The sequence below is a fragment of the Brevibacillus sp. BD137 genome (assembly GCF_041644655.1).
Taxonomy (GTDB): domain Bacteria; phylum Bacillota; class Bacilli; order Brevibacillales; family Brevibacillaceae; genus Brevibacillus; species Brevibacillus brevis_D.
The window spans coordinates 155,925-181,875 of record NZ_JAOTNO010000002.1 but is presented as its reverse complement, the minus strand read 5'-3'; the positions used below and the strand labels follow the sequence as shown (position 1 = coordinate 181,875).

The window sequence follows — 25,951 nt, the reverse complement described above, 5'->3', positions numbered from 1 at the left end:
GTTGACATTTTTTCCATATAGGGGAAGTCCCCTACTTTTAGATTCAAACCATTAAAACGCCAGATCGAGATATCTATTTTTTATGGCGTATTGGATCAATTGATGCTTGGAATCCAATCCTAGTTTCTGCATGATATTCGTTTTGTGGTTCTCCACGGTTTTTACGCTGATCAACAGCTTATCCGCCATTTCCTTATTGGAATAGCCAAGCACAATGAGTCTGACAAGCTCCTTTTCACGCAGCGTTAAAACAGAAGGCAACGTCTTGGCATCCGATCTCAGCCATTGATTGATGATTTCTTGCGATACTGAAGTCTTGTAAAAGCACTTGCCTCTGTAAACCTCCACAATGGCTTGAAACAGCAGTTCTCCATGGCTGTTTTTTAAAATGTAGCCATGGGCTCCGACCGTGATGGCCTCCTGGACGAAAATCTCCTCGTCATGCATGGTCAATATGACGATTTTCACCAAAGGATTCGACTTGCGAATCTCTTTGCTCGCGGTAAACCCATCCAACCCGTTCGGCAATGACAAATCCATCAGCACTACATCGGGTTTCAGCTGATTGGCTTTCAGGATGGCATCATTACCTGTATGACTCTCTCCGACAATTTTAATTTGAGAGTAACTTTCGAGAAGCACACGCAATCCCTTCCGAATCATCGTGTGATCATCAACCAAAAGCACTCGTATCACTCTACTCTCCCTCCTTGTCCTGCTACCGTTACCTTGATCGATGTACCTTCGAGGAGGACGGATTGAATCTGAAGAGTCCCCTCCATCTGATCCACTCGTTCTTCCATATGTTTGAGACCCAGACCAACCTGAACCTGATCGCGCACAAATCCGATTCCGTTGTCCTGAATCAGCAAAGTCAGGAGGTCGTCTTCCTTGTACAAGATAACTTCAATGAGTGTCGCCTTCGCGTATTTCAGTGCGTTATGTAAGGCTTCTTGGATGACACGGTACAGATTGATTTCCAAGTTTGGCTGAAAATGATCACTGACATTGCTGTAAGAAAAGGTAATGGAAACATCCTGATGTGCTTTGTTCAAGCTAGAAACAAGATGCTGTACGGTAGGAATCAGCCCCAGCTGATCGAGACTATGCGGACGCAGCTGTAGAGAATACAGCTTGACGTCTTGTATTGCTTTTTCCAGCTCATTCACAATCTCTTGCATGAATTCCCGGAATTGTCCCCTCTCGTTGAGGCGTGCTTGAATGGCCTGAATACCTACTGAAACAGAATACAAGGATTGACCTACGCCGTCGTGCAGTTCCCGGGCCAGGCGCTTGTGTTCATTTTCTTGAGCTTCTAGCGTTTTTTGCAGCACCTGCTTGGAGATTCTGACCTCCTCTTCTTTTTTCTTGACCGTCATATCTTTTAAGACCAAAAGGACATCCTGCATGTTTTGTTCACCATTTTCATAGATGACAGCCGTGCTCATCTCCATGTCTATGTACCGTCCTTCATAGGTAGGCATCGCAGAGAGAAAATAGGGAACCTCCCGTTTGGCGAGCAAATAACATCGTTCTTCTCCCGGTTCCAACTCTCTGTTTTGGCAGTAGGAGCAGAACGGGACCTTTTCTCCTCGTATCCAACCTGTCATTTTCTCTGCGGATGGGTTCATCACCATAATTTTTCGTTCCTGATCCATGAGAATAATCCCGTCCTGCAAGTGATCGAAGATTTGCTTCAGATACCCGTTATCCATCGCTTTTCCTTCTTCACCATAGCGTTCAAAATAAGTCAGACTTTGATCCATAATAGGTCCTCCATACTGAAAGATATTGAGATCATTTCCCCTATGACCCAATCGTAAAAGACCGGGAGCACCTTTCAAATAGGTACCTTCCCCTATCTTTTGTGACGCTAAATGATGGTCAAATAGATACTGTGTTTTGATTCGCATCTGCGTATGAAAAAACCGAGTAAACGCTAGGTATCATCTCCTAACATGCACTCGGCTTGCCACCTGAATATTTTCCTCCGTGTCCAACGACGATCTACGGATAACCGTTTTTCTTCCTTCCAGGATTGAGCTCTAGCAATGAACATCATCGATCTTATCGTAATCCAACAGAACTTTTTTTGCTTCGTTCATAGGCAAAAATGATCATCGTTATGCCTAAGATTGCACAAATCATATACATAAAGGAATAAGAGAAATGATCAGCGACTGGCCCCATGATGACTCCTCCCAGAGAAACACCCAAATCGGCCATAGCTATGAATAACCCGATTAACACATTGCGATCCGTCTTTGGCAGAACAAATGTCAAATACGTCGTTAACGTAGGATAGAGAAGGGCTTGAGCAATTCCCATTAATATGGCCCCTACGTAGAGAAAGGCTGCTCCACCCACGCTAGAAAAGCTTACACTTAACGCCGCTACTGCAAGAATGAGCATAATTCCCATCATAAAAGAGGAACGCCACTTACCGTCTGACGGAATTTTCTTTCTCAACACAAACCGCGATAATACGATGGTACCCGCTTGAAGCATCAGGAAAATTCCCGCATTCCCGTAGTTGATTTGTACAGCGTACAGCGGTATAAAGGTTGTCACAGCTCCAAATATAATGGATGCCGCCAGCATCAGGACGCTGCATTTACATAAATACGGGTTTTTGACTAATTGGCTCACAGAACCAAGCATGGTTGCTCCCTGTTCTGTCTGATCCGGAGCAGTCTCAGCTACTTTTTTATCGATACTGGCGCTATAACCCACCACTCCTGTAAGGATCGCAATGGTGACCATGGCAACTGTAAAATAAGAGCTATCCCCCGCTTGCCAGATGCCTAAAGCGAGTAGAGGGCCAAAAATACCAGGCAAATAAGCACATAAGGAATACAGGGAGATCCCTTGTGAACGATCCTTGTCTGGCAACGCATCAATAATCCCTAGCTGTAAGGCCATGGAGAAAAAAGCTGTACACATCCCTTGCAGAATACGGGCAACAATAAAACCCTCTAATTCAGTAAACGTATATAAAATGAGAGCCGCTCCATTGAAAATAAGAATCGTGCGGAGCACCTTGATTGGTCCATGTTTTTGGATGATATGGCCTGCCCATGGCCGAAAAAACATGGTTGTAAACAGATACGCTCCCATAACGACTCCAATTGTTGTATTGGTCGCCCCCAACTCTGCACCCTTTAACGGAATAATGACATTCAGAATAGAGTTCGCACTAAAATACAAAAGTGTCACTATGTATAATCGTAAAAATGGCCAAGACAGAGCCCCTCTCATAGCTCTTACTCCTTCCTCTGATCCTCTGCTCACTCTCATTGCCAATTCCATTAAGCAATAGTCATTTGCAGCAGTTTCTTCGTATAGGCGGATTGAACATCTTTTAATTCTTCAACCCTCACAATCTCTTCGATCTCACCATTTCGTATGACCATGACTCTGTCGCAAATATAGGCGGCAGCCTGTATATCATGGGTGATGAAGATATAGCCAATCTTGTAACGTTTTCTCAAGTCTTTTAGTAAATCAAGCACTTGCATTTGCACAGACCCATCCAATGAACTGATTGCTTCATCGAATAGAATGCATCTCGGTTCCGTTGAAATGGCTCTCGCTATGCATACCCTCTGAGCCTCCCCCCCTGATAGCTCATGAGGAAATTTCTTTCGATAGGAAGGATCCAACCCTACTTGACTTAATAAATGGTCAATCTCGCTTCGAACATCTTTTCGTCCCCGTCTTTTTATTTGCAAAGGCTCCCGAATGGCGTCCTCAACTGTATATAATGGATTGATCGAAGAAGTGTAATCTTGAAATACAGCGCTGATATTCCCTGTTCTTACTTTTCGATCCTCTACTTTTTTGCCCTCAAACAAGACGGTACCTCGATCAGGCTTTTCTATCCCCAGGAGCAATCTTCCTAATGTCGATTTACCACTTCCGCTTTCTCCGATGATGCCGAAACACTCCCCAGATTTGCATTCGAAGCTAATGTTACTCAACACTTGCTCTCTTTCCCTTGAAAACAATCCACCTCTTCTGTATGATTTCTCTACACACTCAACGCTCAGCAATACTAACTCCTCCCATGACCCTCTTAAAATGTTGATTCATCGGCAGCTTCGTGGAGAGCAAGTAGCGGGTATAGGTATGCTGCGGTTCAGAGAAGATGGCTTGGGTCGTCCCGTTTTCAACAATTTCTCCTTCTTTCATGACGAGAACCTCATCTGCCATTAATTTGACAATCCCTAAATCGTGAGAGATGAAGATCATGGAGCAGCCCATTCGATCGCGCAATTGCAGGAACTGTTCAACCACTTCGAACTGCGAGATTGTATCGAGTGCTGTCGTGGGTTCATCAGCAATCAGAATGTCAGGCTCCAATACGATAGCCAGCGCAATCATGACCCGCTGTAGCGTTCCACCCGACAGCTGGTGGGGATACTTATTCATTACCTCTTTCGGGTCTTTCAGCATGACGCTTTCCATGGCATTTTTCATTTTGGTTGTGATTTCGTCACGGCTCCATCCAAAATGCTCCACTAGCGTCTCCTTTAAATGAACACCCACCACGCAAGAGGGATCAAAGGCACGCATGCCATTCTGTAAAATCATGCAAAGCTGCTTTCCCCTCTTTTTCCTCACCTCCTGTTCGGAGAGCTCCATGAGGTTTTCTCCTCGTAATAGAATGTCTCCCGCTTGGTGAATCCCGGCTTTATTCAATCTCATGATGGCCTTGCATGTAACCGACTTCCCGCTTCCGCTTTCTCCAACAATGGCCAGACAGCTTCCCTGCTTCACATGAAATGAACTGTTTGGAACGATCACTCGATCATTGCGGCTGTCCCAGATTTTCAGGTTATTTACCTCCAAAATGTTCATCTTCCGGTTATGCCACCCCTTTTCCTTCGAGCTTCACGGCAGAGGCTCTTACTAACCCTTGCTGCTTATATGTAGAAGTCATCAATTTGGGATCTAAAGCCACTTGAAGCGTATCAGACAAATAGTTAATGGCCGATACGACGATCACGATGGTCAAACCGGGAGCTAGCATGAATTCCGGGCGGGAAAACATGACCTCTCTCGCTTCATTCAACATCATGCCCCACTCTGCTTCCGGTGCTTGAATGCCTAAACCGAGGAAAGAGAATCCTGATATTTGCAAAATCATCGAACCGAAGGAGCTGCTTGAAATGACAGCAATGTCGGGCAATGCAACCGGAATAATGTGCCTGATCATGATTCCCAAATTGCTTGCGCCGATTGCCTTTGAGAATTTTACATAGTCGGATTCCGCATATTGCATGACTGACGCTCTGATGATTCGAGCAAACCAAGCCCATTTCATCAATACAAAGGCGATGATTACATTTTCAAAACCTACTCCCAAAATGCCGATAATCGCCAGGGTCATGACATATCCCGGAAAACAAAGGATCACATCGCAAACACGCATCAAGAAGGCATCAGTTTTTCCACGCAAGTAACCCGCAAGAACCCCTACAATTGACCCAATCAATACAGATAGGAGCAGCGCAGCGAAGACCCATAGCATGCTGGGACGAATAGCGTAAATGAGTCTGGATAAAACGCATCGCCCTAAGTGGTCGTTGCCCAAGAGATACTCCCATGATGCGGATGCAAATCGAAGCTCCATATGTACTTCTGCGGGATCATGCGGTGCAACGAAAGGTGCAAATATTCCAGCCATAGTTGTAAGCGAGATAATGGATAAGGATAGGACAGCAACCTTGTCTTTCCACACATGTTGTAATCGATTCATCTAGAGACCATCCCTTATTTTGGGTTTCAATGCCGCATTGATGATGTCGGAAACGGTGTTGAACAGAATAAAAGCGACTGCCAACACAAGGACATAGGCTTGAATGATCGGAAAATCCCTGCTTAAAATGGATTTGACGCTTAGCGTACCGAGTCCCGGCCAAGCAAAGATGTTTTCCACGACGACTGTGCTTCCCAAAATGATGGGAATTGCCATGCAAAATACGGAAATGGCCACCTGCAATGAATTTCTGAGAATGTGCATCGTGATCTTTTTCTCCGGTAAGCCGCATGCCCTTGCATAGAGCACATAGTCTTCATTCATGTTGCTTAACATGGAACTTCTGATGATTCGAAAATAGATGCCAGCATAGCTGATTGTAATCACAACAACGGGCAATACATAGCTTTTGTACGACTGCATTCCGCTTGTCGGAAGCAAATCCAACTTGACGGAAAAATACCAGATCAGCAGAGCGGCGAGCCAATAGGACGGCATCGATGTCAGGAAAAATGAAACGCCTCTGACTGATTTGTCCACCCATCTGCCTGCGTTCAATGCGCATTCCACTCCCAAAACGATGGACAGCGAAACGATGGCAAATGTCGAAACCAACGTCAGCTTTACTGTATGGAAAAAGGCTGGTCCTAGCATAGACCACACGGGTTTTCCCGTTATGTATGAATCTCCAAAATCAAGCTGCAAGCATGAAGCAACCCAGTTTAGGTACCGGGTCAAAAAAGGTTGGTCCATCCCAAGTTTCGCTCTGGTTTGAACAAGTAACTCATCCGTTATTGTGGGGATGCCTTGTGAATGCAGCACCACTTCGGCAGGATCCATAGGAGATAGATGAATGAAGGAAAACGTTACAAACGATACGATCAGGACCAAAGGAATCGATAGCATGAACCTTTTGATGATATAGCTACCCATAGCACGCTCCTTTTTCCGTATTTATTCAAAGTACATCCGCTCAAATGGAAGCTCGAATTGCGTTTGCTTAAACGAGATACCCTGCAGGTTTTTGGGAGCCAGGACTGTGACTCTTCCATTCGTAATCGGAATAAATACGGCTTCCTCATGGACAATGGTCAAAATATCAGCATATAGCGATTTTCTATGTTCCTCATTCGTCGACACCATGACTTCTTCAATTTTCTTATAGAGCTCATCAGCTTGTGCGATGCCTCTTGTCGTATGGTAATAGGAAGACTTGGAAGTAAAAGCAGCGGTTGTGCTCTGCGGATCATACGCGAGTCCCCACGTTTGATTAAAAAGCAGGTCATAGTCACCTGTAGATCTTCTGTTCGCAATCGAAGAAGACTCCTCGCCAATAATCTCCAGTTGGACCCCAATCCTTTTTACCGTGTGTTGAATCAATTCAGCCTGCATTTTTTGCGTGGACGAATTTACATCATAATAAAGCTTCATGGCTAATGGCTTTCCGTTTTTCGATCTGAATTCGCCCGTATTCCCAATACCCCAGCCCGCCTCCTCCAAAATCTTCTTCGCTTTTTCCAAATCGTATCCCCGCTTCTCTAATTTCACATTGGCGTAATGAACATTCGAAGAGAAAAGGGTATTAGCTGGTTGTTCAGTGCCTTCAAAAATTTGTTTGCTGATGGTCTCTCTGTCAATCGCATGCCAAAACGCTTCGCGTACAGCCTTTTCATATACAGGGCTCTCTGTTTTGCTGCTATTGGCGACGATTATGCCTGTGTTCATTGGTTGACTGCGAATGATTTGGTGTTCTCCTGATTCAACAAATTGATTCATGGCTGCCACATCGAGACTATTAGCCCCTCGATCATCCGTAAATACAAAGTTGACTTCTCCCTTTTGCAGTGCCAAGAAAGTAGTTTCTCCTGCGGGAAGTACTTTGGCTGTGATTTTCTTCACTTTAGGCGCGCCACCCCGATAATTTTCATTCGCTTCAAATACGGCATACTGATCAACTTTATGCTCAGTGAGCTTATAGGGACCAGTTCCGTTATAACCACTAACACCATCTTTGGTTCCCCCGTTCACAAAATTTTTTGGCGAGATGAATACATAAGGTCTTGTCATCGACAATTCGACCAGCGTCGGGTAGTACGGTTCGGATAAGACCAGTTCAACCGTATACTCATCGCGTACATTGCAGGCCACGATCTTTGTTGATAACTTGATCCAGGAATGCTTGCTTGCATTGCTTTGCACCGCTTCGATATTCTTTTTCACTGCTTCCGCATTAAACAGCTCGCCATCATGAAACGTCACGTTTTTTCTCAAATGAAACGTGTACACTTTTCCGTCTCCGGAAACTTCCCAAGATTCAGCCAACGAAGGTTTGATTCCATCTTCTGTATTTTCCACCAACGATTCGTACACCATCCCTTGAGCTGGCATGGAGCCGGAATAAAAATGCGGGTTCATATCGTTAATATCTTTCGAAGTGGCATACACGATCTCTTTCCCTTTATTGGTTAACTCCGTTTTTTCCGTATCACCATTACTGCAGCCAACCAGCAGAACGACGGAGACCATGAACGTCCTTAATAAAGATCCCATTCTTCTTGTCATACCATTTCCTCCAGAAAATACGTGTTAGTGTGGCTTCTTCGATCCGATACCCTTTTCGATCTCCCTACATATCATTTTCAAATCTTCCGCAAAGCTTTGCACAACGAACGCATCCGATAACTGTTCACCCTTACGTGTTTGCGCAGCTTCCGAAATTTTACTCTCGTACGTTTCAATGAATGTATCGATCGTCGGGCAACTGCTATCTATGTATCTTGCAATGCCCTGAATCATTTTTATCCGATAGTAATCTTCCTTTGGCATGCGCGGGATATCCCAATACCCTTCTCTATTGATAAATATTTTTCGGATGGGGACAGCAGAAAAATCGAAGTATCTTCCATCTGAATCTGGCTCCGAAAAAGGATCAATCAACAGTGAGGTATATCGAATGAACAATAAATACTCTTGATGAATCGTTTCATAATGAACGAAGTTTTCGATATCATCACGTGATAGACTTTCCAGCCTCACCGGATAATTGTCATCGGTCATGAACTTTAACAAATTGAGCCCTTTTATATTGAGCTTTTCTACCACTTTGGTAATCTCTTTCCATTGAGCCAGCATATCGCGTATGAGATATTGCGTGATGGGGCCCTCCGGAAACATTTTGTATACGTACTTTTTGATTGGTTCCTCTCCAAATATCACACGAAGGGAGAAAGCATTCATAAACAGTGGCGGATGCACGTATAGTGATATGTTTCGCGTTTCCGCTTCGATCGGAGAGTCCATGACTTCCAAATGAATACCTACTTGCTCAAATAACTCACAAAGTCTTTTTACATTCGGGGAGGGTGCGCGCGTCGAGCCGATGTAAAGCTTTTTCTTAACCCCTGTCGTAATCACTCGATTTGATGGCTGATCATGGAACCAGCGTGTATCGCCAAGGTATGTAGAAAAACTGATAATCTCCGCATTCGAACCAATCCTGTTTAAATAATGGCGTAGTAAACTGTTGGAACCAAGGGTCGGGGAAACCAAAATCATGCACTTTATTTGTTGTAAAACCTGATCATTTATTTGTTGTAAAACCTCTGTATATGCATCTGTTGTGACAGATAATAGGAAGGTATCCCATTCCCCTGTAACGCTCCCGTATCCATGGAATACATGATCGATTTGGCATTCGCCTTCCATCTTTTGATGCTTTTCATTTTGAATATCTGCGCGAATTTGCTGACTGCTTTGCTTAAGTGAAGTAAAGAATGATGTGGAACGAACAGACTCACGCCCAACGACCCCGACGCAACAATTCCAATGTTTTTTAAAAATGACAGCCATTTGAATGGAAGCAGGACCTGTTCCCAATAGCAAGATTCGTTTCCTATCACCCATAGAAACCTCCTTTTAAGATCAGCATGCAACCGATGCTTTTTTGTACAACGCGATATCAAACACATGGTCGGGACGCAAGATGGTTTCAATCAGTCTCCATTTCCGCTCATCTACCTCTCTCATGGGGTAGTTAAAAAGGGATTTCATTTGATTCCCGTATCGCATCGCCACGATCACTTGGTCATTTGTCAATGGATGTAATTGTTCCAGCAGATCATACTTATTTGCAACTGTTGAACTAAAGATGATATGGGTTGCATCCTTCGTCACATCAAGTCGTTCCACAAACTCTTTCTCCAAGCGGATAGACAATCCACTTCCCAGCCTTTCTACAACACTCCGCCCTAGTTCGATGGCCTCCTCATCAATGTCGATACCAACTACTTCTGCTCCAGTCCGCTTCGCAATCAATAATGGCGTCATGGGAAAGGAACCTGAGCCTACCATCAACACCTTTGAATCAATAGTAACTTGAAAACTCCCAAATTCTTCTTCAATACAAGATTCTATGTTTTGAAAGTAGTCGGTCTTATCGTCAATCCCTTTTAGCAGCTTCAACGCACGATATTTCTCCATAATCGCAACGCAAATCGCCGACGATTTCCTTACATTCTCCACAAGCTGGTTCAATTGGTTTCCGATTGGCTGTTCTATCTGCTCCCAGGCTTCTTTGTTTCTTTCATCCGTTATGAAAGTAGAATACTCATCGATGATCTTCTCTAACTCCGAGCTGTGATGGATGGTACCGTCATATCGATCTGCTAAATGGGTGAACCTTTCTAGAAATGCAGTCAACTGTTGTTGCATTTGTTCGTGTCTATTCATACCGTTCTCCCCTTGCTATCTTGAATCTCGATGAATGCTTTGCCTTGTGCCACGATTCCGACTGCCCCCTCAATTTTGAGACTTGTTACTTCTTCTTTTTGCCAATCGGCCGTTACAAGAATCGTGCCTCCCGGTTGCCTGATGGGAGCAGCAATATCGCCTTGCTTTTTCCAAGCCAGATAGGCCCCAAGTGAAGCAGTACCTGACCCACAGCCGCTTTCCCAGATCATGCTATCTAAAGACGGAACAAAGATAAGGGGAGCCAATTCATTCGAAGCTGGCTGATACAATAGCACCCCGATTAAACTCATCCCTACAGTTACTCCAAGCAGCTTGGCTAAAGATTGCGCACGTTTTCTTACCGCCTCACTGAACTGTTCTACTTCAATCACGATGTGAAAGAAATCTTGATACCTCACAATCACCAGGTTTATTTCGTCGCCATCATAGTTGATTGATTGCTGCTCGATCTTTTTGGGAAGAGGCATCGAAACTTGGCAGTAATATTCGTCTTTATTTTTTTTCACTTGACAAACAACGAAATGATCTGTTCCCGAAGCTTCCAAAACAATTTCGGTGAAATCATTATGCTGTAGACCATTTTCATGCGCGATAAGCGACGCTAATGCCATGCATGCGTTGCCGCAAAACTCACCCCCAGCCATTTGCAGATGTGCTGCTGCTCCATAATGATTCGGTTTTTCGATAAAACCCACTTGTTCAGCATGGACACTAGCGTAGGACATAATTTTTGAGGCGATGTGCGTATACTCTTCAGCTGGGTGATTGTTTTTCACAAGAATGGTCATATTTTGTGTGGGATTAAACTTTATAAAATCGATTTCCCGTTTCATCTCAACCTACCCTCTTACCCTATTTTTGATGAAAAGCGAATGACCTTAGGTTAAACGTAATCATTACGATTTAAGACTTAAAAAATAAACCGTAATGATTACGATTATTATCGAGTAAATCATAACCACAATTTGGGTGTCTGTCAACGGTAGGATTTTTACATCTATACAAGAAGAATACCTTGACTTAACAAAGTGGAACAGGTAATCTTTACCCGCACCATAAACGGATTTTATCGTACAGAAAGGTTGTATTGACTTCATGGCGTTATCTCAAACTACTACCAAGAAACAGGTCAACAAGGAAAAGTCTTCAATCTCTTTGCTCTCTCTTACCGTGGGTTCCTTTGCCATTGGGATGACGGAATTCGTCATCATGGGTCTACTACCGAATGTTGCAGAGGATTTGCATGTTAGTATCTCATCTGCGGGACAACTCATTACCATGTATGCGCTAGGGGTAGCTGTCGGTGCACCGATACTGACAGTCCTCACCCACCGGATTCCCCAAAAGAGACTACTCTGTCTCCTTATGATTCTATTTATTCTCGGGAACGGAATCTCTGTTTTTGCTCCCAACTACGATATATTGATGGGAGCACGCCTGATTACCGCTCTGACGCACGGGACATTCTTTGGGGTGGGTGCTGTTGTAGCTTCCAGTCTCGTAAGTCCTGACAAACGTGCCGCAGCCGTTTCCATTATGATGGCAGGTCTGACGATTGCTAATATTATTGGTGTGCCTTTGGGGACTTTCATCGGTCAACATATGGGATGGCGAGCTTCATTTGGAACGATTGCAATCATGGGAATCATAGCTCTGATCGGAATACTCGTTTTCGTCCCAAAAATGCGGCAAGAAAACACGGGGAGTATCACTGGGCAAATTAGCGCTCTTCTCAAACCCAAGCTCCTTCTGTACCTCCTTATTGGAGCACTAGGCAACGCTGGTCTATTCACCGTATTTACGTATATTACGCCGCTGCTGACGCAAATTACCGGTTTTGCTGAGTATCATGTAACGTGGATTCTTGTCCTCTTCGGCTGTGGTGTGACCATCGGTAATATCGTGGGCGGAAAGCTTGCGGATTGGAAGCTGATGCCTTCCATTCTTGGACTTTACTTCACGATATGCATCATTTTGACGCTGTTTACGTTTACCCTGTACAGTCCAATTGCTGCCGTATTGACCATATTTCTTTGGGGAGCGGCTTCTTTCGCTGTATTTCCAGGGCTGCAAGTACGCGTGATGAACCTCGCTCAGAATGCACCAGCGCTTGCTTCTACATCCAGTCATTCTGCCGGAAATCTAGGAAATGCTGCTGGTGCCTTCATTGGCGGATGGGTTATTACACATCTTGATATAACCTCCCTGCCATGGGTGGGTGCCGTACTCGTAGCACTGGGTCTGATTTTGGGAATCGCATCCTATATGGCTGAACGCAAGCTGCAACAAAGTTGAAAAGGGTACTCCATTTGAATACCCTCAGATTGTTGACAAAGCCCCCTACGGGGGCTTCACTTGTTTGTGATCGAGAATATAATTAAGAAAAGAGCATGTATTTCATTGGGTGCTATCGAAAAACAAAGAAGATCCCCCCTCATCCTACCTTCTTGGTTAGGTGATTGGCGATCTTCTTTATATTTTGACAAATGGCGGTTCATAAGGGCTTGTTCAAGGCCTTTATTCTGCCTCGAAACCAGCTAATGAAGCGTAAGAGAGGTTCTCCCTTAACCGATAGTTGCTGATTATACCCGCCGATGTTTTTTACACCAGCAGCGTCAAACAAATCATACCGTTGCAGCATAATATTGATTAACTTCTCAAGTGTTGTGCCGGCTCTTGCAGGGTCTTTAACAATAGGCAATAGCAAATGAGGTAAGTTTTCATATGCACTAAGCTCGACTTGCTTAGGATCAACGAAAACGAACCGTAGTTCTTCTTCGGTTCACGTATACATTAACGAGCAAATAACTGAATTTATGAAGACAGAGTTGCCGCTCCCCGTGGTACCTGCCACCAATAAGTGAGGCATCTTCGATAGGTTTCCATAAACTGGCTTCCCTTCGATGTCAGCTCCTAATGGAAAAGTGAGCCCTGTCCTGTGTGCTAGAAACTCCTTGTTTTCTAAGAGGCTTCGTAAGTAAACAGGACGTATTTCAATGTTTGGGACTTCTAGCCCTATAGTGTTCTTTCCTGGAAGTGGAATATATCGTCTTTGCCATGAGTACTGCTTGAAAGTTATGTTTAAAATTAAAGGTCGCAAACACTTCATGGAATTTTTAAGGAATGAAGGATTCAATCTCCTCCTCTCTTTTGCATATAAGGCCAAGTAACGGTGTTTGCACCCGACCGCAAGAAAATGTTCCATCTACTCCCATATTTCTAAAAGCAATTGTGTACGCGCGTGATGTATTTAAGCCAATTAACCAATCGGCCTGTGCTCGTGCCGGGCACCCCCTTTGTGGGGACGGTTGACTAAGACAATGCCTGAGACGACCAAACCTAGCGCGATCAACACGATAAGATGTAATTCTTCACTTAAAATCAGCGCCGACAAAATGACCCCGAAAACGGGCATTAAAAACAAGTACATAGAAATGCTGCCAACCTTGTTGTATTTCATGACATTATTCCAAAGCACAAAGCCGACGGCAGATAGCAACGCCAAATACAGCAGAATCAGCGCCGATTTCCATGTGAACACAAATGGCAGCGGTCCTGCAAACGCCATGCCCACAGCAAGCAGCGCGCCTCCGCCAATCAGCATTTGCCAGCTTGTTATGTACAGCACATCTAGCTCTTTAGCTTCGTTTTTGGATAGCACATTGCCGAATGCACCGAAGAACATCGCAATAAGTAGACAGATTTCCCCAACACCGATATGAAGAGACAGTTGCCCTTTGGTCATATTAACGATAATCACACCGGCGAAACCAAGCACAGTACCGATCAATTTCCTTGAATTCAAGCGATCGTTCTTATACATATAATGGGCCAACAGGATTTGAAAAAAAGAGGTTGTCCCTGCAATAATCGAACCTTGGATTCCTGTACTTGCACTCAAGCCGTAGTAAAAAAAGACATACTGAAGAAACGTCTGAAACAGACCGATTTTACCGAGATTTAACAGCGTCCCCCGTTGATATCCGGCTTTTTTGCCGATCATGACCATGAACAAGAAGATCAGCAGCGCGGCGAGAACGAACCGATATCCAGCGAATAATAGCTGTTCCGACCAGTCTTCTTTCCCAATCGCCAACATCCCGTAGCTAAGCTTGATAAACGGAAAAGCGCTCCCCCACAGCAATGTAGCCAAAGTCGCAGCAAACATGATGCCAATAGGATGTTTAAAAAATTTCTCTGTTGTCATACCTGCAGACACCTCGATGCATGTTAGTCTCACTTCATAAGTATTCATGTTAGCTGAATTATATGGCAGCCCCGCTCTTTTGCCCGCTCAATGACCCATAGAATTAATTTGCTCCCGATACCTTTTCCTCTTTCTGAAGATGCCGTCCGAACCCCTCCAACCGTAGCTCTCCAAGTGTTAATTCCTCTACTAGTTACTCAAAAATATAATAATTATTTAATTAATTTTCTAATCTGTTCTTTACTTTGTTCAGAAATAGGGAACCCTAATTTTGTAATTTCATTTGTAAGCAATTCAATAAAATTTCTTGTGCCAAACCCAATAAATTTATCTCTACGCAAAATAAGGTTAACTTTCCTACTAATACTTGGATTTACTATAGGAATAGCTGATAAGTCATTATCTACAGTAATATCAAGTAAAGTTTTAGATACAATTGTCACTCCAAATTCATTTCTAACAAGATCAAATAACGATTGGATACTAGAGGTCTCAATAATTGGATACAATTTTATTTTTTGTGGTAAACATGTATAATTCAATAACTTTCTGCATTCATGGCTGTCTGGGAACAAGATTAATGGTAACTTATTCAATTTTGAGAATTGTATTTCTTGTTCATTCACTAGTGAATGGTTATTTGATACCACTAAAAATAATTCTTCTGTGTATAATGGTATTTTTATAATTTTTTCATCTTCGAATACGTACTCGGAAGAATCAATTGTAACAGCAAAATTAACCTGATTCTGGTTTATTAATTCTAGTATTTCATCTGAACTTATAATTTTTACTGTTACCTCTGGATAATTTTTATGAAAATCTAATAATAAAGTGGAAACTAAGTCTGTTAGTTCGCCAGGTAAAGTGGCAATTGCAATTTTACCTCCTTTTATCTCCTTTAATTCACTGATTTGTTCTTTTACATTATCTAATGCATTAAAAATATTCTTACATTCGTTGGCTAAAATAGAACCGACGTCCGTTATGGCTATTTTCTTTCCCATGCGGTCAAATAATGGCATACCTATTTCGTCTTCAAGAGCTTTAATTTGATGGCTTAATGTAGGTTGCGTAATACCTAGCTTATCAGCTGCTTTTGTAAAATGAAGTTCTTTATAAAGTGTCATGAAATACTCTAACTGTCTTAATTCCATATAAAAATAATCTCCTTAATTTTTTAACCTTATAATCGCTTCATACTCTCCCTTACTTTACCTTTTGTTATGGCGTACGTAGTTTAAACCCTTTTTATTAATAAACATAGAATAATGAAAGCTATTCATTAAAAAGAAAATAACTTCATTTTAACTCTCAGTTATCTATTAATCAATTCTATGATTTCTATAGTTAACATAGATAACATCTATTATTTAAAGTTTGTTTCTTGATGATTTATTGAAATCTCAATTAATAAAATAGCAGTAGAGGCGTAAGAAATCCTTGGTGAATATGGTAACGATTTACTTTGGAACGTTTTGAAGTAGATGGTGCAAATGCTGCACGTAGTTTTCTTCAACAACATGGCATGGATAATGAGTCAATTAGACTGGTTTTGGATTCGATTGCACTTCACCCATCGATTGGAATTGCTTAATATAAAGAACCCCCAATTTCATTAATTTATTTCTGGAGTAGGATACGATGTTAAGGGGGATGGATATGACGAAATTTCAGAGGAAATTCGTGAGCAAGTTGTATCTGCTTTCCCTCGAGATAATTTTAAACAAAAAATCCTTCCTGCTTTCCTTGAAGGTTTCGCTCATAAACCTGAAACTCAGTAATGCCTGAGCGGATTGACCCCCATGTTTTTCCCCCTTAATTAACGGGTTCCTTGATTTAAAAAGTATGGGATCCAGCTTTAACTTGGATGCTATACCCTTTGTCTTGAAACGTTTATTTGTACTTTTGCCCTTGTGAATGCCTCCTTTGTTTTGATAACTGGACTATATATCTAAGGAGGAAGGGGCTGATTCTTCGTTTAAAAACTAGAACCAGCTCCTTATTGAATGCAATCCCTATTCTCTATTCAACTTCTACAGTATCTCCTCGTTGGATATGCCCTCCTTTAAGTACCGTAGCATAAACGCCTATTCCTCCACTGTTGTACTTTACTGCAGCTCGTAAGACATCTGGGTCCCTGGGCAAGTCTCCTTGAGGGAGCGTAGTCATGACACAACGAAGAGTAGGCTGAACAATTTGTAAGCGGACCTGATCCCCGATTCGTAGGGTTCTCCCTACCCAATCGTTCTCAATAAAGCCATCATCTTCAGGAACTTCTATGACGATATTTGGCCGAAACCGGCGGACTTCAACTCGGCTCCCAGGTATAATGGAACGCAATTTATTGATGGTTGAAGTAGTAAGAATATGGAGCATAGATATATCAAAGAATGTTCCTTCCGGAGATGTTCTGGTGAATACTGAGTCTTTGTTGACCAGTTCCTCCATGTTAGGGATGTAACCTTCAAATTGAACCGCTTGGTTGGAAGGAGTGATCAGCTTAACATTACGCTTTAAGCTCTCGGAGAGCATGTCATTTACATCAGAGTCCGTACTGAGGCGGGTAGAGCCTTCAGGAAAAGTAAATCGTACGGGCGGGTTTGGGTGACTGACGGTAGGAGGTTCTACAAATGAAGCACGATATTCATAAATGGTCGGCCATTTTTGCGGATTCTTTGCGTTAGCTAGCTTTCCTGTTGACGTATCAATAAGTGCATATGCTCGGTCACCCAGTATTCCCTTATCGGTTATAATAGTAGCATTCATTTCTTCACCCATCATTGACTTTACTGGGTATCTCCACGTAGAAACAATTTTTGGTAACAAAGTGCTCACTCCTTTGTATGTATTATGGACTCTATTCAGGTAGGGATACAAAACAATAAGAAAGGATAAGTCTCATCCACAATATATGCTTGCCTAAATAATAGATCAATATCATTGTTTCGATGGTTATAATAGATGGATTTAATTAAGCTTGGAGTAAAGGTACCTCTCTTTGGCCGGATTGGAAAGAAAGTCTCAATCACAAAAGCGGGCAGCATCTTGAAGGAACATTGTCAGATCGTAATCCAACCTCCAAAGTGCAAGGGAACAAATAAAACAGCTTCAGAACATAAAACGTAGAAAGTTAAAGATCAGCGCCTTGCCTGGTGAGAGGAGTCAGCTAGCGTCTACTGTTCTTTTGCATTTTCATCAAGAAAACCCCGATATTCAAGTTCAAACTATCGAATCCGATGATATCGTGGAGAGTGCACTCCAAAATAAGGTTATTTTGCTTTAACGAACCTCCCCCAAAAGATGAGCGGTTATCAAGAATCTTCTTATTATGAAGATCAACTTTACTTTGCTGTTTCACAAGATCATCCTTTTACCAATTGCGAGAGCATTAACTTTAAAGAGACATTGGAACTTCCTCTTGTATTATTCCCTGAAAACTACAAGTGCAGACAACTAATTGATGCAACAAGCAAAGCAATGGGGTACACCATCCAACCAGTTATTGAAATCAAATATTATGGATGCCATAATGAATTTGGTTCGGAAAGGTACAGGTGCAACTATTGTTTCGGGAACTCTGTTTTGAAGGGTTTTACCGATTTATTTATAAATTGTTTGCTACTGAACTTATGGAAAGGCAGCTTGTAGTTGTTGATAAGGAGTATTTTGAACCAGACGAGCCATTCATAAAAGAATATTAAATAAATGATGCTAATTTTATTGTGAAGCACATGACGACTGATGACGATGAACATCCTCCGTTAATTTACGATTATCGTGGATTATAAAAATCAGATAGGTCGGAGATAGGTATGAGTACTGTATGAAATTCAACGTTAAGACACTTTCCTGTGTAGCAGATAAAGAGCGCAAAAAAAAATCGACAGCGACAAGCTGAAGGAATTGCACTAGCTAAATCTCAAGAAAAATACTTTTTATAAAATAATGAAAGAATATGAAGAAAACATAGTAGCAACTAACTTATAACGAATTGGAGCCGAATTTTCTTAGAGTAGAAAATTCGGCTTCTTTTATGTGGAAATTTACTTAGCGTATATTTTCGTTAAAATGTGTGTGGCACCCCATCGCTATCAAGCTAAGCTCATACAACGCCAATTATAGTGGAGGTCGTTTTTTTCTAAAGGCTACGTGTAGGGAATTTAACTCCCCTCAGGGATCAACGAATTCCTGAGGATTTACCTGCGTAATATAACATATTTACAATTACGCTGCGTCCCACCCTATTTAAGTTTATAAGATTATGCTTTTGAGATAAAAGTAATTACTTGTTTTATAAACTCGTAACCAAAATAACCACTAAATCCGAATAGTACTATTGCGGCAGATATAGATATCCATTTAATAAAGGTTGGATTTAGAAAACGTCTAGTAAAATGAACAAAGCCTAATAAGACCATATCATGCATAAAGATACCTAATAAAATACCTACCGCTATTATAATAAATGCAGATGTACTTGCATTACCTAATGAAGAAACTAGAACCGGACCAAAGATCCCTATCCAAAATACAATATTAGCCGGTGATATAGCAATCATAAAACCAGATAAATAAGCTGTTAATAAAGATTTACCCTCTACGTTAACCTCTGACTTTGCTTCTTTAATACTTTCTATTCCAAGAAACATTAAAAACACAAAACCTAGTAGCCACATAACTGCTTCTACCCATGAATTGGTTAATACACTAGAGAACCCTAGATAAATCAGGACTATTAAAGATAAATCTACAGTCATTCCTCCTAAACCTACAAACCAACCATGTACGAAACCATTTCTCATTCCTTGTTTAGTCATTTGGACAGTCATAGCACCTGCAGGTATTGCTAAAGCTAAACCTAACAATATATAAGTAAAAAGTGTTACAATCATAAAAATTCTCCTATTTTAGTCACTTACTATTCTTTTCATTAATTGTGCATGAAAAGGACATTTACTTTTTTTTCCTATTTTAATTCATGTGAGATATCAGCAAAAAGGTATTTTAGGATAATTATTGTAATATTCAAACTATTCTTCTTTTCCTTCTGATTCAACAAATAGAGCTATAGTATGGCGATTTTTCACATTACTTCTAGCAAGCTCCAAGAACTCACAAAGTACCCCTTTGTTAAAGATAAATTCCTAAAATCCCATAAGATCCTTTACATGTTTAGCGTTCTTTTTAGATGTTAGTTTTTCAAGTAATAAAAATGCAACATCAAAAGCTGTACCTGGATTTGAAGATGTAATAATATTTCCATCTTGAACAATTAAATCATTTTGGACTATTGCACCGAAATTCCTTAACTGCTCTTTTCGTCTACTCGTTGGATGACTGTATGTGGTGGCTTTTTTATCTGTAAGAATTCCACTTTTACCAAGCGCTAATGATGCAACACAGATACTGGCAATAGGCTTCTGCTTGACATAAAAATGTTGAATAACATTTAAGAATTCTCTACTGTATGCATCCCGATAAAAACCAGCTTCTTCAAACCCTCCTGGAATAGCTAGTGCATCAAACTCATCTAATTGAATATCATCAACCGTTTTTTCGGGTATAATAGTAAAATTCCAAGTACAGGTTAATTTATTCCGAAGACCAACTGTTACGACCTCGGTTGATCCATCTCCCTCCCATTTATTCCAACCTAGTACATCTGTAAATACACTAGCTTCTACTGCTTCAAATCCGTCAGCTAATAATAATAAAACCTTTTTCATTATCGTAAACACCTCCTGATATCCTTATTTTATACAAGTAGAGAAGGTTGATAAATAAGTTCAATAAGGATACTCGATTGTTCGGCTTTATTATATAAAGAATTTAGGTTATTCTACTTTATAAAAAAAGGTTGGATAATTTATGGATCAAATTGATAAAAAAATCATTGGATTACTACAGTCAAATGCAAAAATTTCAATGAAAGATTTAGCAGAAGCCGTTCACTTATCTTCTCCTTCAGTAACTGAGCGAGTGCGGAAGTTAGAGGAACAACAAATTATTGAAGGATACCATGCACATGTTTCACTAAAAAAAATAAACCGCCCAATTTCTGCACTTATATTGTTTAAATCAACGGATTGTAAATCATTAGCTAACTTTTGCTATAATCATCCAGATGTACTTGAGTGTTACAGAGTAGCAGGGGAAATTAGCTATATTGTCAAATTAGCAACGTATTCTGTAGAAAGTTTAGAACAATTTATTGATGATTCAATGCAATATGGTACGCCATCAACGAATATCGTGTTATCTTCTTATGAAAAAAAAATAATTGCTCCCTTTATTAGTGAAGAATAAAAATACTGGCATAATCAATTAACGATTGCTTACTCAATTTTCAGAAGCGCAACAGAAATCATGGATGAGTTCAACGGGTTGAGCAACACGCCAAGCGCTACAACCCACGTTACCCGTTTCATTAATTTCTGATGGTCCCCCTTTGGCGGCAGCCATCGATTTAGTAGATGAATTCAACTTCTTTACCGCCTTTACACGCATTTGAGTATACTCTTTATTCCCGGCGAATCCCCCTGTTTGGCCGATGAAAAAAGCAGTGACCGACCAGATACCCGGGGCCCGGGACGGCAACTGCTTTTTATTGCGATCATCGTTCTTGCTTTCTCAATGCAACCGATCATCATACATAAGCTGAATTTGAATACCGAATGGGTCTTCAATAATTCCATATGCTTTGCTAAACACATTGCTGGATAAAGGTACAATGACCCTTACTCTATCATCCGTAATCAAACTCTTGTAAAAATGCTCGATTTCCTCCAAGTCCCCACTTTGAATACACAAGGAGAAGTTATTTCCAGCTACATATTTTTCTTTGACATCCATTGTATTTTCCGCCAGCATTACTTTCGTTTTTCCGATGGATAAAACGGAGTGGGAAATATAATGCTTATTTACATCAGTAAGCTGCAAAGTGCTGTCGCGCTTTGCCATGTCTTCATAGGTAACAAGCAGTAATTCCTCTGCGTTAAAATGCTTTTTGTAAAAATCTATAGCTTCTTTCGCTCTTCCATTCATGGATAAGAAAATCGCTACTTCTAGTGTTGCACTCATGGGATTCGACTCCTCTTTCGTCATTATGTCAGGTAACTTTTTATCTACTTTGAGTTTATTATTACCTTGAGTTTATTATAGTATATAAAGGTATCAATTAATGACACCTTTATGAGGACGGTACGATGAATAAATCAGAACGATTAAATGACATGATCCGGTACTTAAACGGCCGGGAATTTTTTAATTTGAATGACCTGAAGGAAAAATATAAGATTTCAAAAAGTACGGCTCTGCGGGACATTGATTCATTAGAACAATTAGGTATGCCTATTTTTGCGGAACATGGGAGACATGGGCGATACGGGATCTTAAAAAATCGGTTGTTATCCCCTATTACGTTTACGATGGATGAAGTGTACGCGCTGTACTTTGCCATGTTGACATTAGAATCGTATCAATCCACACCTTTTCATTTAAGCGTGAATCGACTCAATGAAAAGTTTGAAAGCTGTCTTTCTCAAAAGCAAATCGAGCAAATTCGCAAAATGAAAAAAGTGCTGCAATTTGAAATGTACACGCATCGTCATGCCAGCCGATTTTTGGATCTAATCTTAAAAAGCATTCTGAACGAGAGCAGCTGCACGATTCATTATTCGAAAAATAATAAGAAAAAAAGCCACCGTGTTCAATTTTTCAAAATTTCCGCCAAGTTTGGTCAATGGTATGCTGCCGGGATAGAGCTCTATTCGAATCAATACAGAGTTTTCAGATGCGATCGAATAACCGCTATAGCGGAAGAAAACATGAAATCTCCATTTTCTGTCGATGAGCTCATTAGCCGTGCATTAGAAATTTATCGTTCCAAGACTAGCATTGAATTTGAAGTAGAAGTTTTAGAACAAGCGAAGGATATTTTCTATAAAGAACACTTTCCTTCGATGAAAATCGAAAATGGTAATCGAACAGTCATTTCAGGATTTTATAATCCGGGAGAAGAGGCGTTCATAGCTGATTATTTTATGAAGTATGGCAATCATGTTATATCAATGAAGCCTGAATCGTTGAAACAACTGATCCAGGAAAGAGTCGAGCAGCTTTTGCATCACTACCGAACATTATAAAACGAGGAACGTACCTTTTCTCAAATGCAATAGTGATTTTAGTAGATTCGATGATACCAAGGTTGCCGCAAGTCGTTTTTGCATCGTAACCGTCATTCCTCATGAATATAGAAAAAACCACCAAGTAAAATTATCCATAAAGTAGCAATACCTCTGGGGAGCAATATTTCAACATCAACATCGAATAAAAAAAGGCTTGCCGGTACATTGTTTATGATGGCATCGTTCTAGCACCCATTCGATTTGGGGAGGTCGTTGCTTCCTTCATAAAATGAGAGCCGTCTTCATCGAATTGAATGTTGTCCTGCCGGAAAATGGGGGTAGGGTCAATGTAGTTTATTCCCCTCTCCTTCACTATCTTCTGTAGGGCTGAAATGAATAAAAAAGCCTGTTGAGGTTTATCAACAGGCTGAGGGTACTTCACTTGAGCACCCTTTTTCTTTTTCTCTGGTTTAAGCCGTTCCGTACGATTTTGCCAAAATTCGCTCCCACATCGGAATAAATTGCTTGATAAGCGGTCCAATGGCAAGGGCCGTCACAAAAGTTCCCACCGAAACAGGCCCTCCAAGCAACAAGCCCAGCACCATGACTGTGCACTCTATACCGATCCTGACTTTACCGATCCCCCATCCCATTCGCTCATGTAAAGCTAACATAAAACTGTCACGTGGACCGGCTCCCAATCGCGGTGAAATATACATACCTGTTCCGATCGTATAGATGAGCAGACCGGCAGCGAACAAAATAACTCGTTCGAGAACGGTCTTACCTGTAGGAATCCAGTTCAGCCACATGAATACGTCAATAAACAGCCCGAAGAAAAACATGTTTAAAAACATACCCACGTTCGGCCGGATCTTGCCAATGATGTAGGAAGCGAGAATGATCATGGCTCCCACGATCTGCGACCATATGCCGATGGTCAGTCCAAATGTCTTTTGTAATCCGATATGCAGTGTATCCCACGGCGCAACACCTAGATGAGCCTCAATCATCATGCCAATACCAAACGCCATTACCGCCAGTCCGATCATAAACACACTGTATCGAACTGCAATCGGATGAAGCAGAAACTTCCTCCACATGATTTTCTCCCCCTCTAATGATTCTAGCTTTCTCAGCACACGTAGGTGGGGATTTGGAGTAAGCTACCTTTTTGATAGCGATTTGCGAATTCATTTGGATCACCTTCCTATTTCGAAATGGGAAACATAATTTCCACGGTGGTACCCTTGTTGACCTCACTTGAGATGTTGATGGTTCCTTGATGATCTTTCATTATTTTATTGCTGACAAGTAAACCTAAGCCTGTTCCTTTCTCTTTCGTAGTATAAAAAGGTTCACCGAGTCTGGGCAGCAGCTCTTGGGAAATGCCACATCCATTGTCGGTAAAGCGAATCCGCACTTGGTTATTCGGTAGACATGTGGTTTCTATGCTAATTGTGCCATTTGACGTGATCGCATCCAGGGAATTCTTCAATAGATTGATAAAGACTTGTTTTACTTGATTTTCTTCTCCTTTAATCGCTATCGGAATATCGCTGAATATTGTGTTGATCGAAGTGTTGTTTCGATTTGCTTCTGATTCCAGAAACGTTACCACGCTTTCAATAAGAGGGTGTAAAAGAATCTGCTTCACATTCAGCGTTTGCGGCTTGGCCAACACAAGTAGCTCACTCACGATAAAGTTGATTCGATCTAACTCGGACAACATAATGTCTGTATAAGTGGCTCCCCCCGATAGTGTTGGCCGCAAATATTGGATAAAGCCTTTCAATGCCGTAAGCGGATTTCTTATTTCGTGCGCGATACTTGCGGCCAATTCACCGATTACGGACAACTTCTCTGTTCTGCGGAGAAGCTCTTCGTTTTGCTTCCTCTCTGTTAGGTCACGTGTAATGTTGATGAAGTATTGATTTCCGCCATCTGAGCTAAAAAACGGCATCCCTCTTGATTCAAGGTAGATCCATTTCTCGTTTTCGAGTTTGTATCGATACTCACATGTAACCGGGATATCGAATTGAATCATCGTGGAAAATCGCTCACAGACGAGTGCTGCATCTTCTGGATGTATGTTTTCAAAAATAATTTGGCTCGTCCCTAATTTCTTCACATGGGAAGGTGAACTATACAATACGTGACCGTATTTATCTATGACGGAAATGAAGTCAGCCGTGTGTTCAGCAATGAATCGATACTGTTCCTCGCTCTTGCGCAAGGCTTCTTCGGAGTGTTTTCGCTCGGTGATATTGCGTGAAACGAATAGGAAGCTTTCAACCTCATTGTTCTCAGACCTGATTGGTACACAACGCGACTCCCAATACACCCAGGATCCATTTTTGTGCCGTAATCGGATCTCCATCTGAACATTTTGGGTATTCGTCGAAATGAAGGAGCGTATATCTTTCACGATAGGGACATCATCGGGGTGAATGTGATCAAAACTATTCGTTTGTAGAAATTCATCCGGTGTGTATCCCAAGTGGTGCTCGATAGAAGGAGATACAAAAAGATTATTCATGTGCACATCATACTGACAAATAACATCGCTCGTATGTTCAACGAGGATACGGTACTTTGCCTCGCTTTTCACGAGTGCTTCCTCCGCCATTTTTCGGTCTGTTATGTCTCTGGCGATGACTGAAGTGCCTACGATCGTACCTTCTGTATCCCTTATAGGCGAAGCAGTTAAACCAACCTGAACGATCTCACCATTTTTTCGTTGACGCACGGTCTCATAGCCCGTAATATTTTTTCCTTCAAATTTAATCTCGTGGAAAATTTCCTTTGTCTCGTGAATGAGATCTTCAGGTACGAGGCAGTACGGGTCATTCAGGAGGTCTTGATATGTCCAACCGTAGATTTTTTCAAAGGCACTATTCACAAAAAGTATATGACCCTGCATGTCCCTAATTGAAATCGCGTCTGTAGTGGTTTCAACCAGTGACTGAAGCAGCTCTTTCATGTTGAACTGTTCTTGTCTAAGGTCGATTCGCTGAGCTTCTTTATCCATAGGTTTATACCTTCCTTAAACGAAGATTGTGAATAATGTTATTATTCTATGCCCGTTGAAAATATCCTTGAGAA

23 protein-coding genes and 4 pseudogenes are annotated in these 25,951 nt (G+C 41.5%); 5 read left to right on the top strand and 22 right to left on the bottom strand.

The window, feature by feature from the left end; genetic code table 11:
* Positions 1-51 precede the first annotated feature (51 nt).
* The 11 genes from ODZ53_RS04475 to ODZ53_RS04425 all read right to left on the bottom strand — a co-directional run bounded on the left by ODZ53_RS04475 (position 52) and on the right by ODZ53_RS04425 (position 11,343).
* Positions 52-696: a response regulator gene (locus ODZ53_RS04475; protein WP_173625774.1), complete on the bottom strand. Its 645-nt coding sequence runs from the start codon at positions 694-696 to the stop codon at positions 52-54.
* A complete protein-coding gene (locus tag ODZ53_RS04470) occupies positions 693-1,766 on the bottom strand; it encodes a PAS domain-containing sensor histidine kinase (protein ID WP_372676087.1) in 1,074 nt (357 codons plus the stop codon). The genes ODZ53_RS04475 and ODZ53_RS04470 overlap by 4 nt, the downstream gene beginning before the upstream one ends.
* Positions 1,767-2,067: 301 nt before the next feature.
* On the bottom strand, positions 2,068-3,258 hold the full coding sequence (gene cntE / locus ODZ53_RS04465) for a staphylopine family metallophore export MFS transporter CntE (RefSeq protein WP_372676086.1): 1,191 nt from the start codon (positions 3,256-3,258) through the stop codon (positions 2,068-2,070).
* A 50-nt stretch (positions 3,259-3,308) separates the two neighbouring features.
* Positions 3,309-4,052 carry an ABC transporter ATP-binding protein gene (locus tag ODZ53_RS04460; protein ID WP_199926937.1) on the bottom strand — a complete coding sequence of 248 codons (744 nt, stop codon included), beginning with the start codon at positions 4,050-4,052 and terminating at the stop codon, positions 3,309-3,311.
* A complete protein-coding gene (gene cntD / locus ODZ53_RS04455; RefSeq protein ID WP_372676085.1) occupies positions 4,039-4,860 on the bottom strand; it encodes a staphylopine uptake ABC transporter ATP-binding protein CntD in 822 nt (273 codons plus the stop codon). Before cntD ends, ODZ53_RS04460 begins: the two co-directional genes overlap by 14 nt.
* A 7-nt stretch (positions 4,861-4,867) precedes the next feature.
* Positions 4,868-5,761, bottom strand: a complete 894-nt coding sequence (gene cntC, locus ODZ53_RS04450) for a staphylopine uptake ABC transporter permease subunit CntC (protein WP_372676084.1) — start codon at positions 5,759-5,761, stop codon at positions 4,868-4,870.
* Positions 5,762-6,694, bottom strand: a complete 933-nt coding sequence (gene opp1B, locus ODZ53_RS04445; protein ID WP_372676083.1) for a nickel/cobalt ABC transporter permease — start codon at positions 6,692-6,694, stop codon at positions 5,762-5,764.
* 21 nt (positions 6,695-6,715) lie between these two features.
* Positions 6,716-8,323: a staphylopine-dependent metal ABC transporter substrate-binding lipoprotein gene (gene cntA / locus ODZ53_RS04440; protein ID WP_372676082.1), complete on the bottom strand. Its 1,608-nt coding sequence runs from the start codon at positions 8,321-8,323 to the stop codon at positions 6,716-6,718.
* Between the two features lie 24 nt (positions 8,324-8,347).
* The gene (locus tag ODZ53_RS04435) at positions 8,348-9,664 is read right to left on the bottom strand and encodes an opine metallophore biosynthesis dehydrogenase (RefSeq protein WP_372676081.1); all 1,317 of its coding nucleotides are present in this window, start codon (positions 9,662-9,664) and stop codon (positions 8,348-8,350) included.
* 18 nt (positions 9,665-9,682) lie between these two features.
* The gene (locus ODZ53_RS04430; protein WP_372676080.1) at positions 9,683-10,489 is read right to left on the bottom strand and encodes a methyltransferase domain-containing protein; all 807 of its coding nucleotides are present in this window, start codon (positions 10,487-10,489) and stop codon (positions 9,683-9,685) included.
* Positions 10,486-11,343, bottom strand: a complete 858-nt coding sequence (locus tag ODZ53_RS04425) for a histidine racemase CntK family protein (protein ID WP_372676079.1) — start codon at positions 11,341-11,343, stop codon at positions 10,486-10,488. The genes ODZ53_RS04430 and ODZ53_RS04425 overlap by 4 nt, the downstream gene beginning before the upstream one ends.
* A 262-nt stretch (positions 11,344-11,605) precedes the next feature.
* On the opposite strand from ODZ53_RS04425, the gene ODZ53_RS04420 reads away from it, so the two are divergent.
* Positions 11,606-12,805, top strand: a complete 1,200-nt coding sequence (locus ODZ53_RS04420) for an MFS transporter (protein WP_372676078.1) — start codon at positions 11,606-11,608, stop codon at positions 12,803-12,805.
* Between the two features lie 199 nt (positions 12,806-13,004).
* Here the strand turns inward: ODZ53_RS04420 and ODZ53_RS04415 are convergent.
* From ODZ53_RS04415 to ODZ53_RS04395, 5 genes and pseudogenes are all read right to left on the bottom strand, one after another.
* A pseudogene (locus tag ODZ53_RS04415) lies at positions 13,005-13,619 on the bottom strand (FtsK/SpoIIIE domain-containing protein).
* Between the two features lie 7 nt (positions 13,620-13,626).
* Positions 13,627-13,740 (bottom strand): DNA topoisomerase, encoded by a 114-nt coding sequence (locus tag ODZ53_RS04410; protein ID WP_372676395.1) that lies wholly within the window; start codon positions 13,738-13,740, stop codon positions 13,627-13,629.
* A 29-nt stretch (positions 13,741-13,769) separates the two neighbouring features.
* The gene (locus tag ODZ53_RS04405) at positions 13,770-14,717 is read right to left on the bottom strand and encodes a DMT family transporter (protein WP_372676077.1); all 948 of its coding nucleotides are present in this window, start codon (positions 14,715-14,717) and stop codon (positions 13,770-13,772) included.
* Between the two features lie 44 nt (positions 14,718-14,761).
* A pseudogene (locus ODZ53_RS04400) lies at positions 14,762-14,890 on the bottom strand (GNAT family N-acetyltransferase); the annotation flags it as partial.
* Between the two features lie 39 nt (positions 14,891-14,929).
* The gene (locus ODZ53_RS04395) at positions 14,930-15,874 is read right to left on the bottom strand and encodes a LysR family transcriptional regulator (RefSeq protein WP_372676076.1); all 945 of its coding nucleotides are present in this window, start codon (positions 15,872-15,874) and stop codon (positions 14,930-14,932) included.
* Positions 15,875-16,188: 314 nt separating this feature from the next.
* Here ODZ53_RS04395 and ODZ53_RS04390 point away from each other — a divergent pair.
* Positions 16,189-16,495 (top strand): annotated as a pseudogene (locus tag ODZ53_RS04390) (phosphohydrolase); the annotation flags it as partial.
* 247 nt (positions 16,496-16,742) lie between these two features.
* Here the strand turns inward: ODZ53_RS04390 and ODZ53_RS04385 are convergent.
* Positions 16,743-17,546, bottom strand: coding sequence for an MOSC domain-containing protein (locus ODZ53_RS04385; RefSeq protein WP_372676075.1), 804 nt, complete (start codon positions 17,544-17,546; stop codon positions 16,743-16,745).
* A 462-nt stretch (positions 17,547-18,008) separates the two neighbouring features.
* Between ODZ53_RS04385 and ODZ53_RS04380 the strand changes: the two are divergent.
* Positions 18,009-18,368 (top strand): annotated as a pseudogene (locus ODZ53_RS04380) (LysR family transcriptional regulator substrate-binding protein); the annotation flags it as partial.
* Positions 18,369-18,979: 611 nt separating this feature from the next.
* Here the strand turns inward: ODZ53_RS04380 and ODZ53_RS04375 are convergent.
* Both ODZ53_RS04375 and ODZ53_RS04370 read right to left on the bottom strand, forming a co-directional pair.
* The gene (locus ODZ53_RS04375) at positions 18,980-19,612 is read right to left on the bottom strand and encodes a LysE family translocator (protein ID WP_372676074.1); all 633 of its coding nucleotides are present in this window, start codon (positions 19,610-19,612) and stop codon (positions 18,980-18,982) included.
* A gap of 252 nt (positions 19,613-19,864) precedes the next feature.
* Positions 19,865-20,446: a DJ-1/PfpI family protein gene (locus ODZ53_RS04370; RefSeq protein WP_372676073.1), complete on the bottom strand. Its 582-nt coding sequence runs from the start codon at positions 20,444-20,446 to the stop codon at positions 19,865-19,867.
* Positions 20,447-20,588: 142 nt separating this feature from the next.
* On the opposite strand from ODZ53_RS04370, the gene ODZ53_RS04365 reads away from it, so the two are divergent.
* Positions 20,589-21,026 carry an Lrp/AsnC family transcriptional regulator gene (locus tag ODZ53_RS04365; RefSeq protein ID WP_372676072.1) on the top strand — a complete coding sequence of 146 codons (438 nt, stop codon included), beginning with the start codon at positions 20,589-20,591 and terminating at the stop codon, positions 21,024-21,026.
* Positions 21,027-21,350: 324 nt separating this feature from the next.
* Here ODZ53_RS04365 and ODZ53_RS04360 read toward each other — a convergent pair whose 3' ends face one another.
* Entirely contained in the window at positions 21,351-21,800 is a 450-nt protein-coding gene (locus tag ODZ53_RS04360; RefSeq protein WP_372676071.1) for a VOC family protein, read from the bottom strand.
* Between the two features lie 125 nt (positions 21,801-21,925).
* Here ODZ53_RS04360 and ODZ53_RS04355 point away from each other — a divergent pair, with 125 nt between their 5' ends.
* Positions 21,926-22,864 carry a helix-turn-helix transcriptional regulator gene (locus tag ODZ53_RS04355; protein ID WP_372676070.1) on the top strand — a complete coding sequence of 313 codons (939 nt, stop codon included), beginning with the start codon at positions 21,926-21,928 and terminating at the stop codon, positions 22,862-22,864.
* A 452-nt stretch (positions 22,865-23,316) separates the two neighbouring features.
* Here ODZ53_RS04355 and ODZ53_RS04350 read toward each other — a convergent pair whose 3' ends face one another.
* Positions 23,317-23,949 (bottom strand): YczE/YyaS/YitT family protein, encoded by a 633-nt coding sequence (locus ODZ53_RS04350; protein WP_372676069.1) that lies wholly within the window; start codon positions 23,947-23,949, stop codon positions 23,317-23,319.
* Positions 23,950-24,056: 107 nt separating this feature from the next.
* Positions 24,057-25,877 carry a PAS domain S-box protein gene (locus ODZ53_RS04345; protein ID WP_372676068.1) on the bottom strand — a complete coding sequence of 607 codons (1,821 nt, stop codon included), beginning with the start codon at positions 25,875-25,877 and terminating at the stop codon, positions 24,057-24,059.
* Positions 25,878-25,951: the final 74 nt, after the last annotated feature.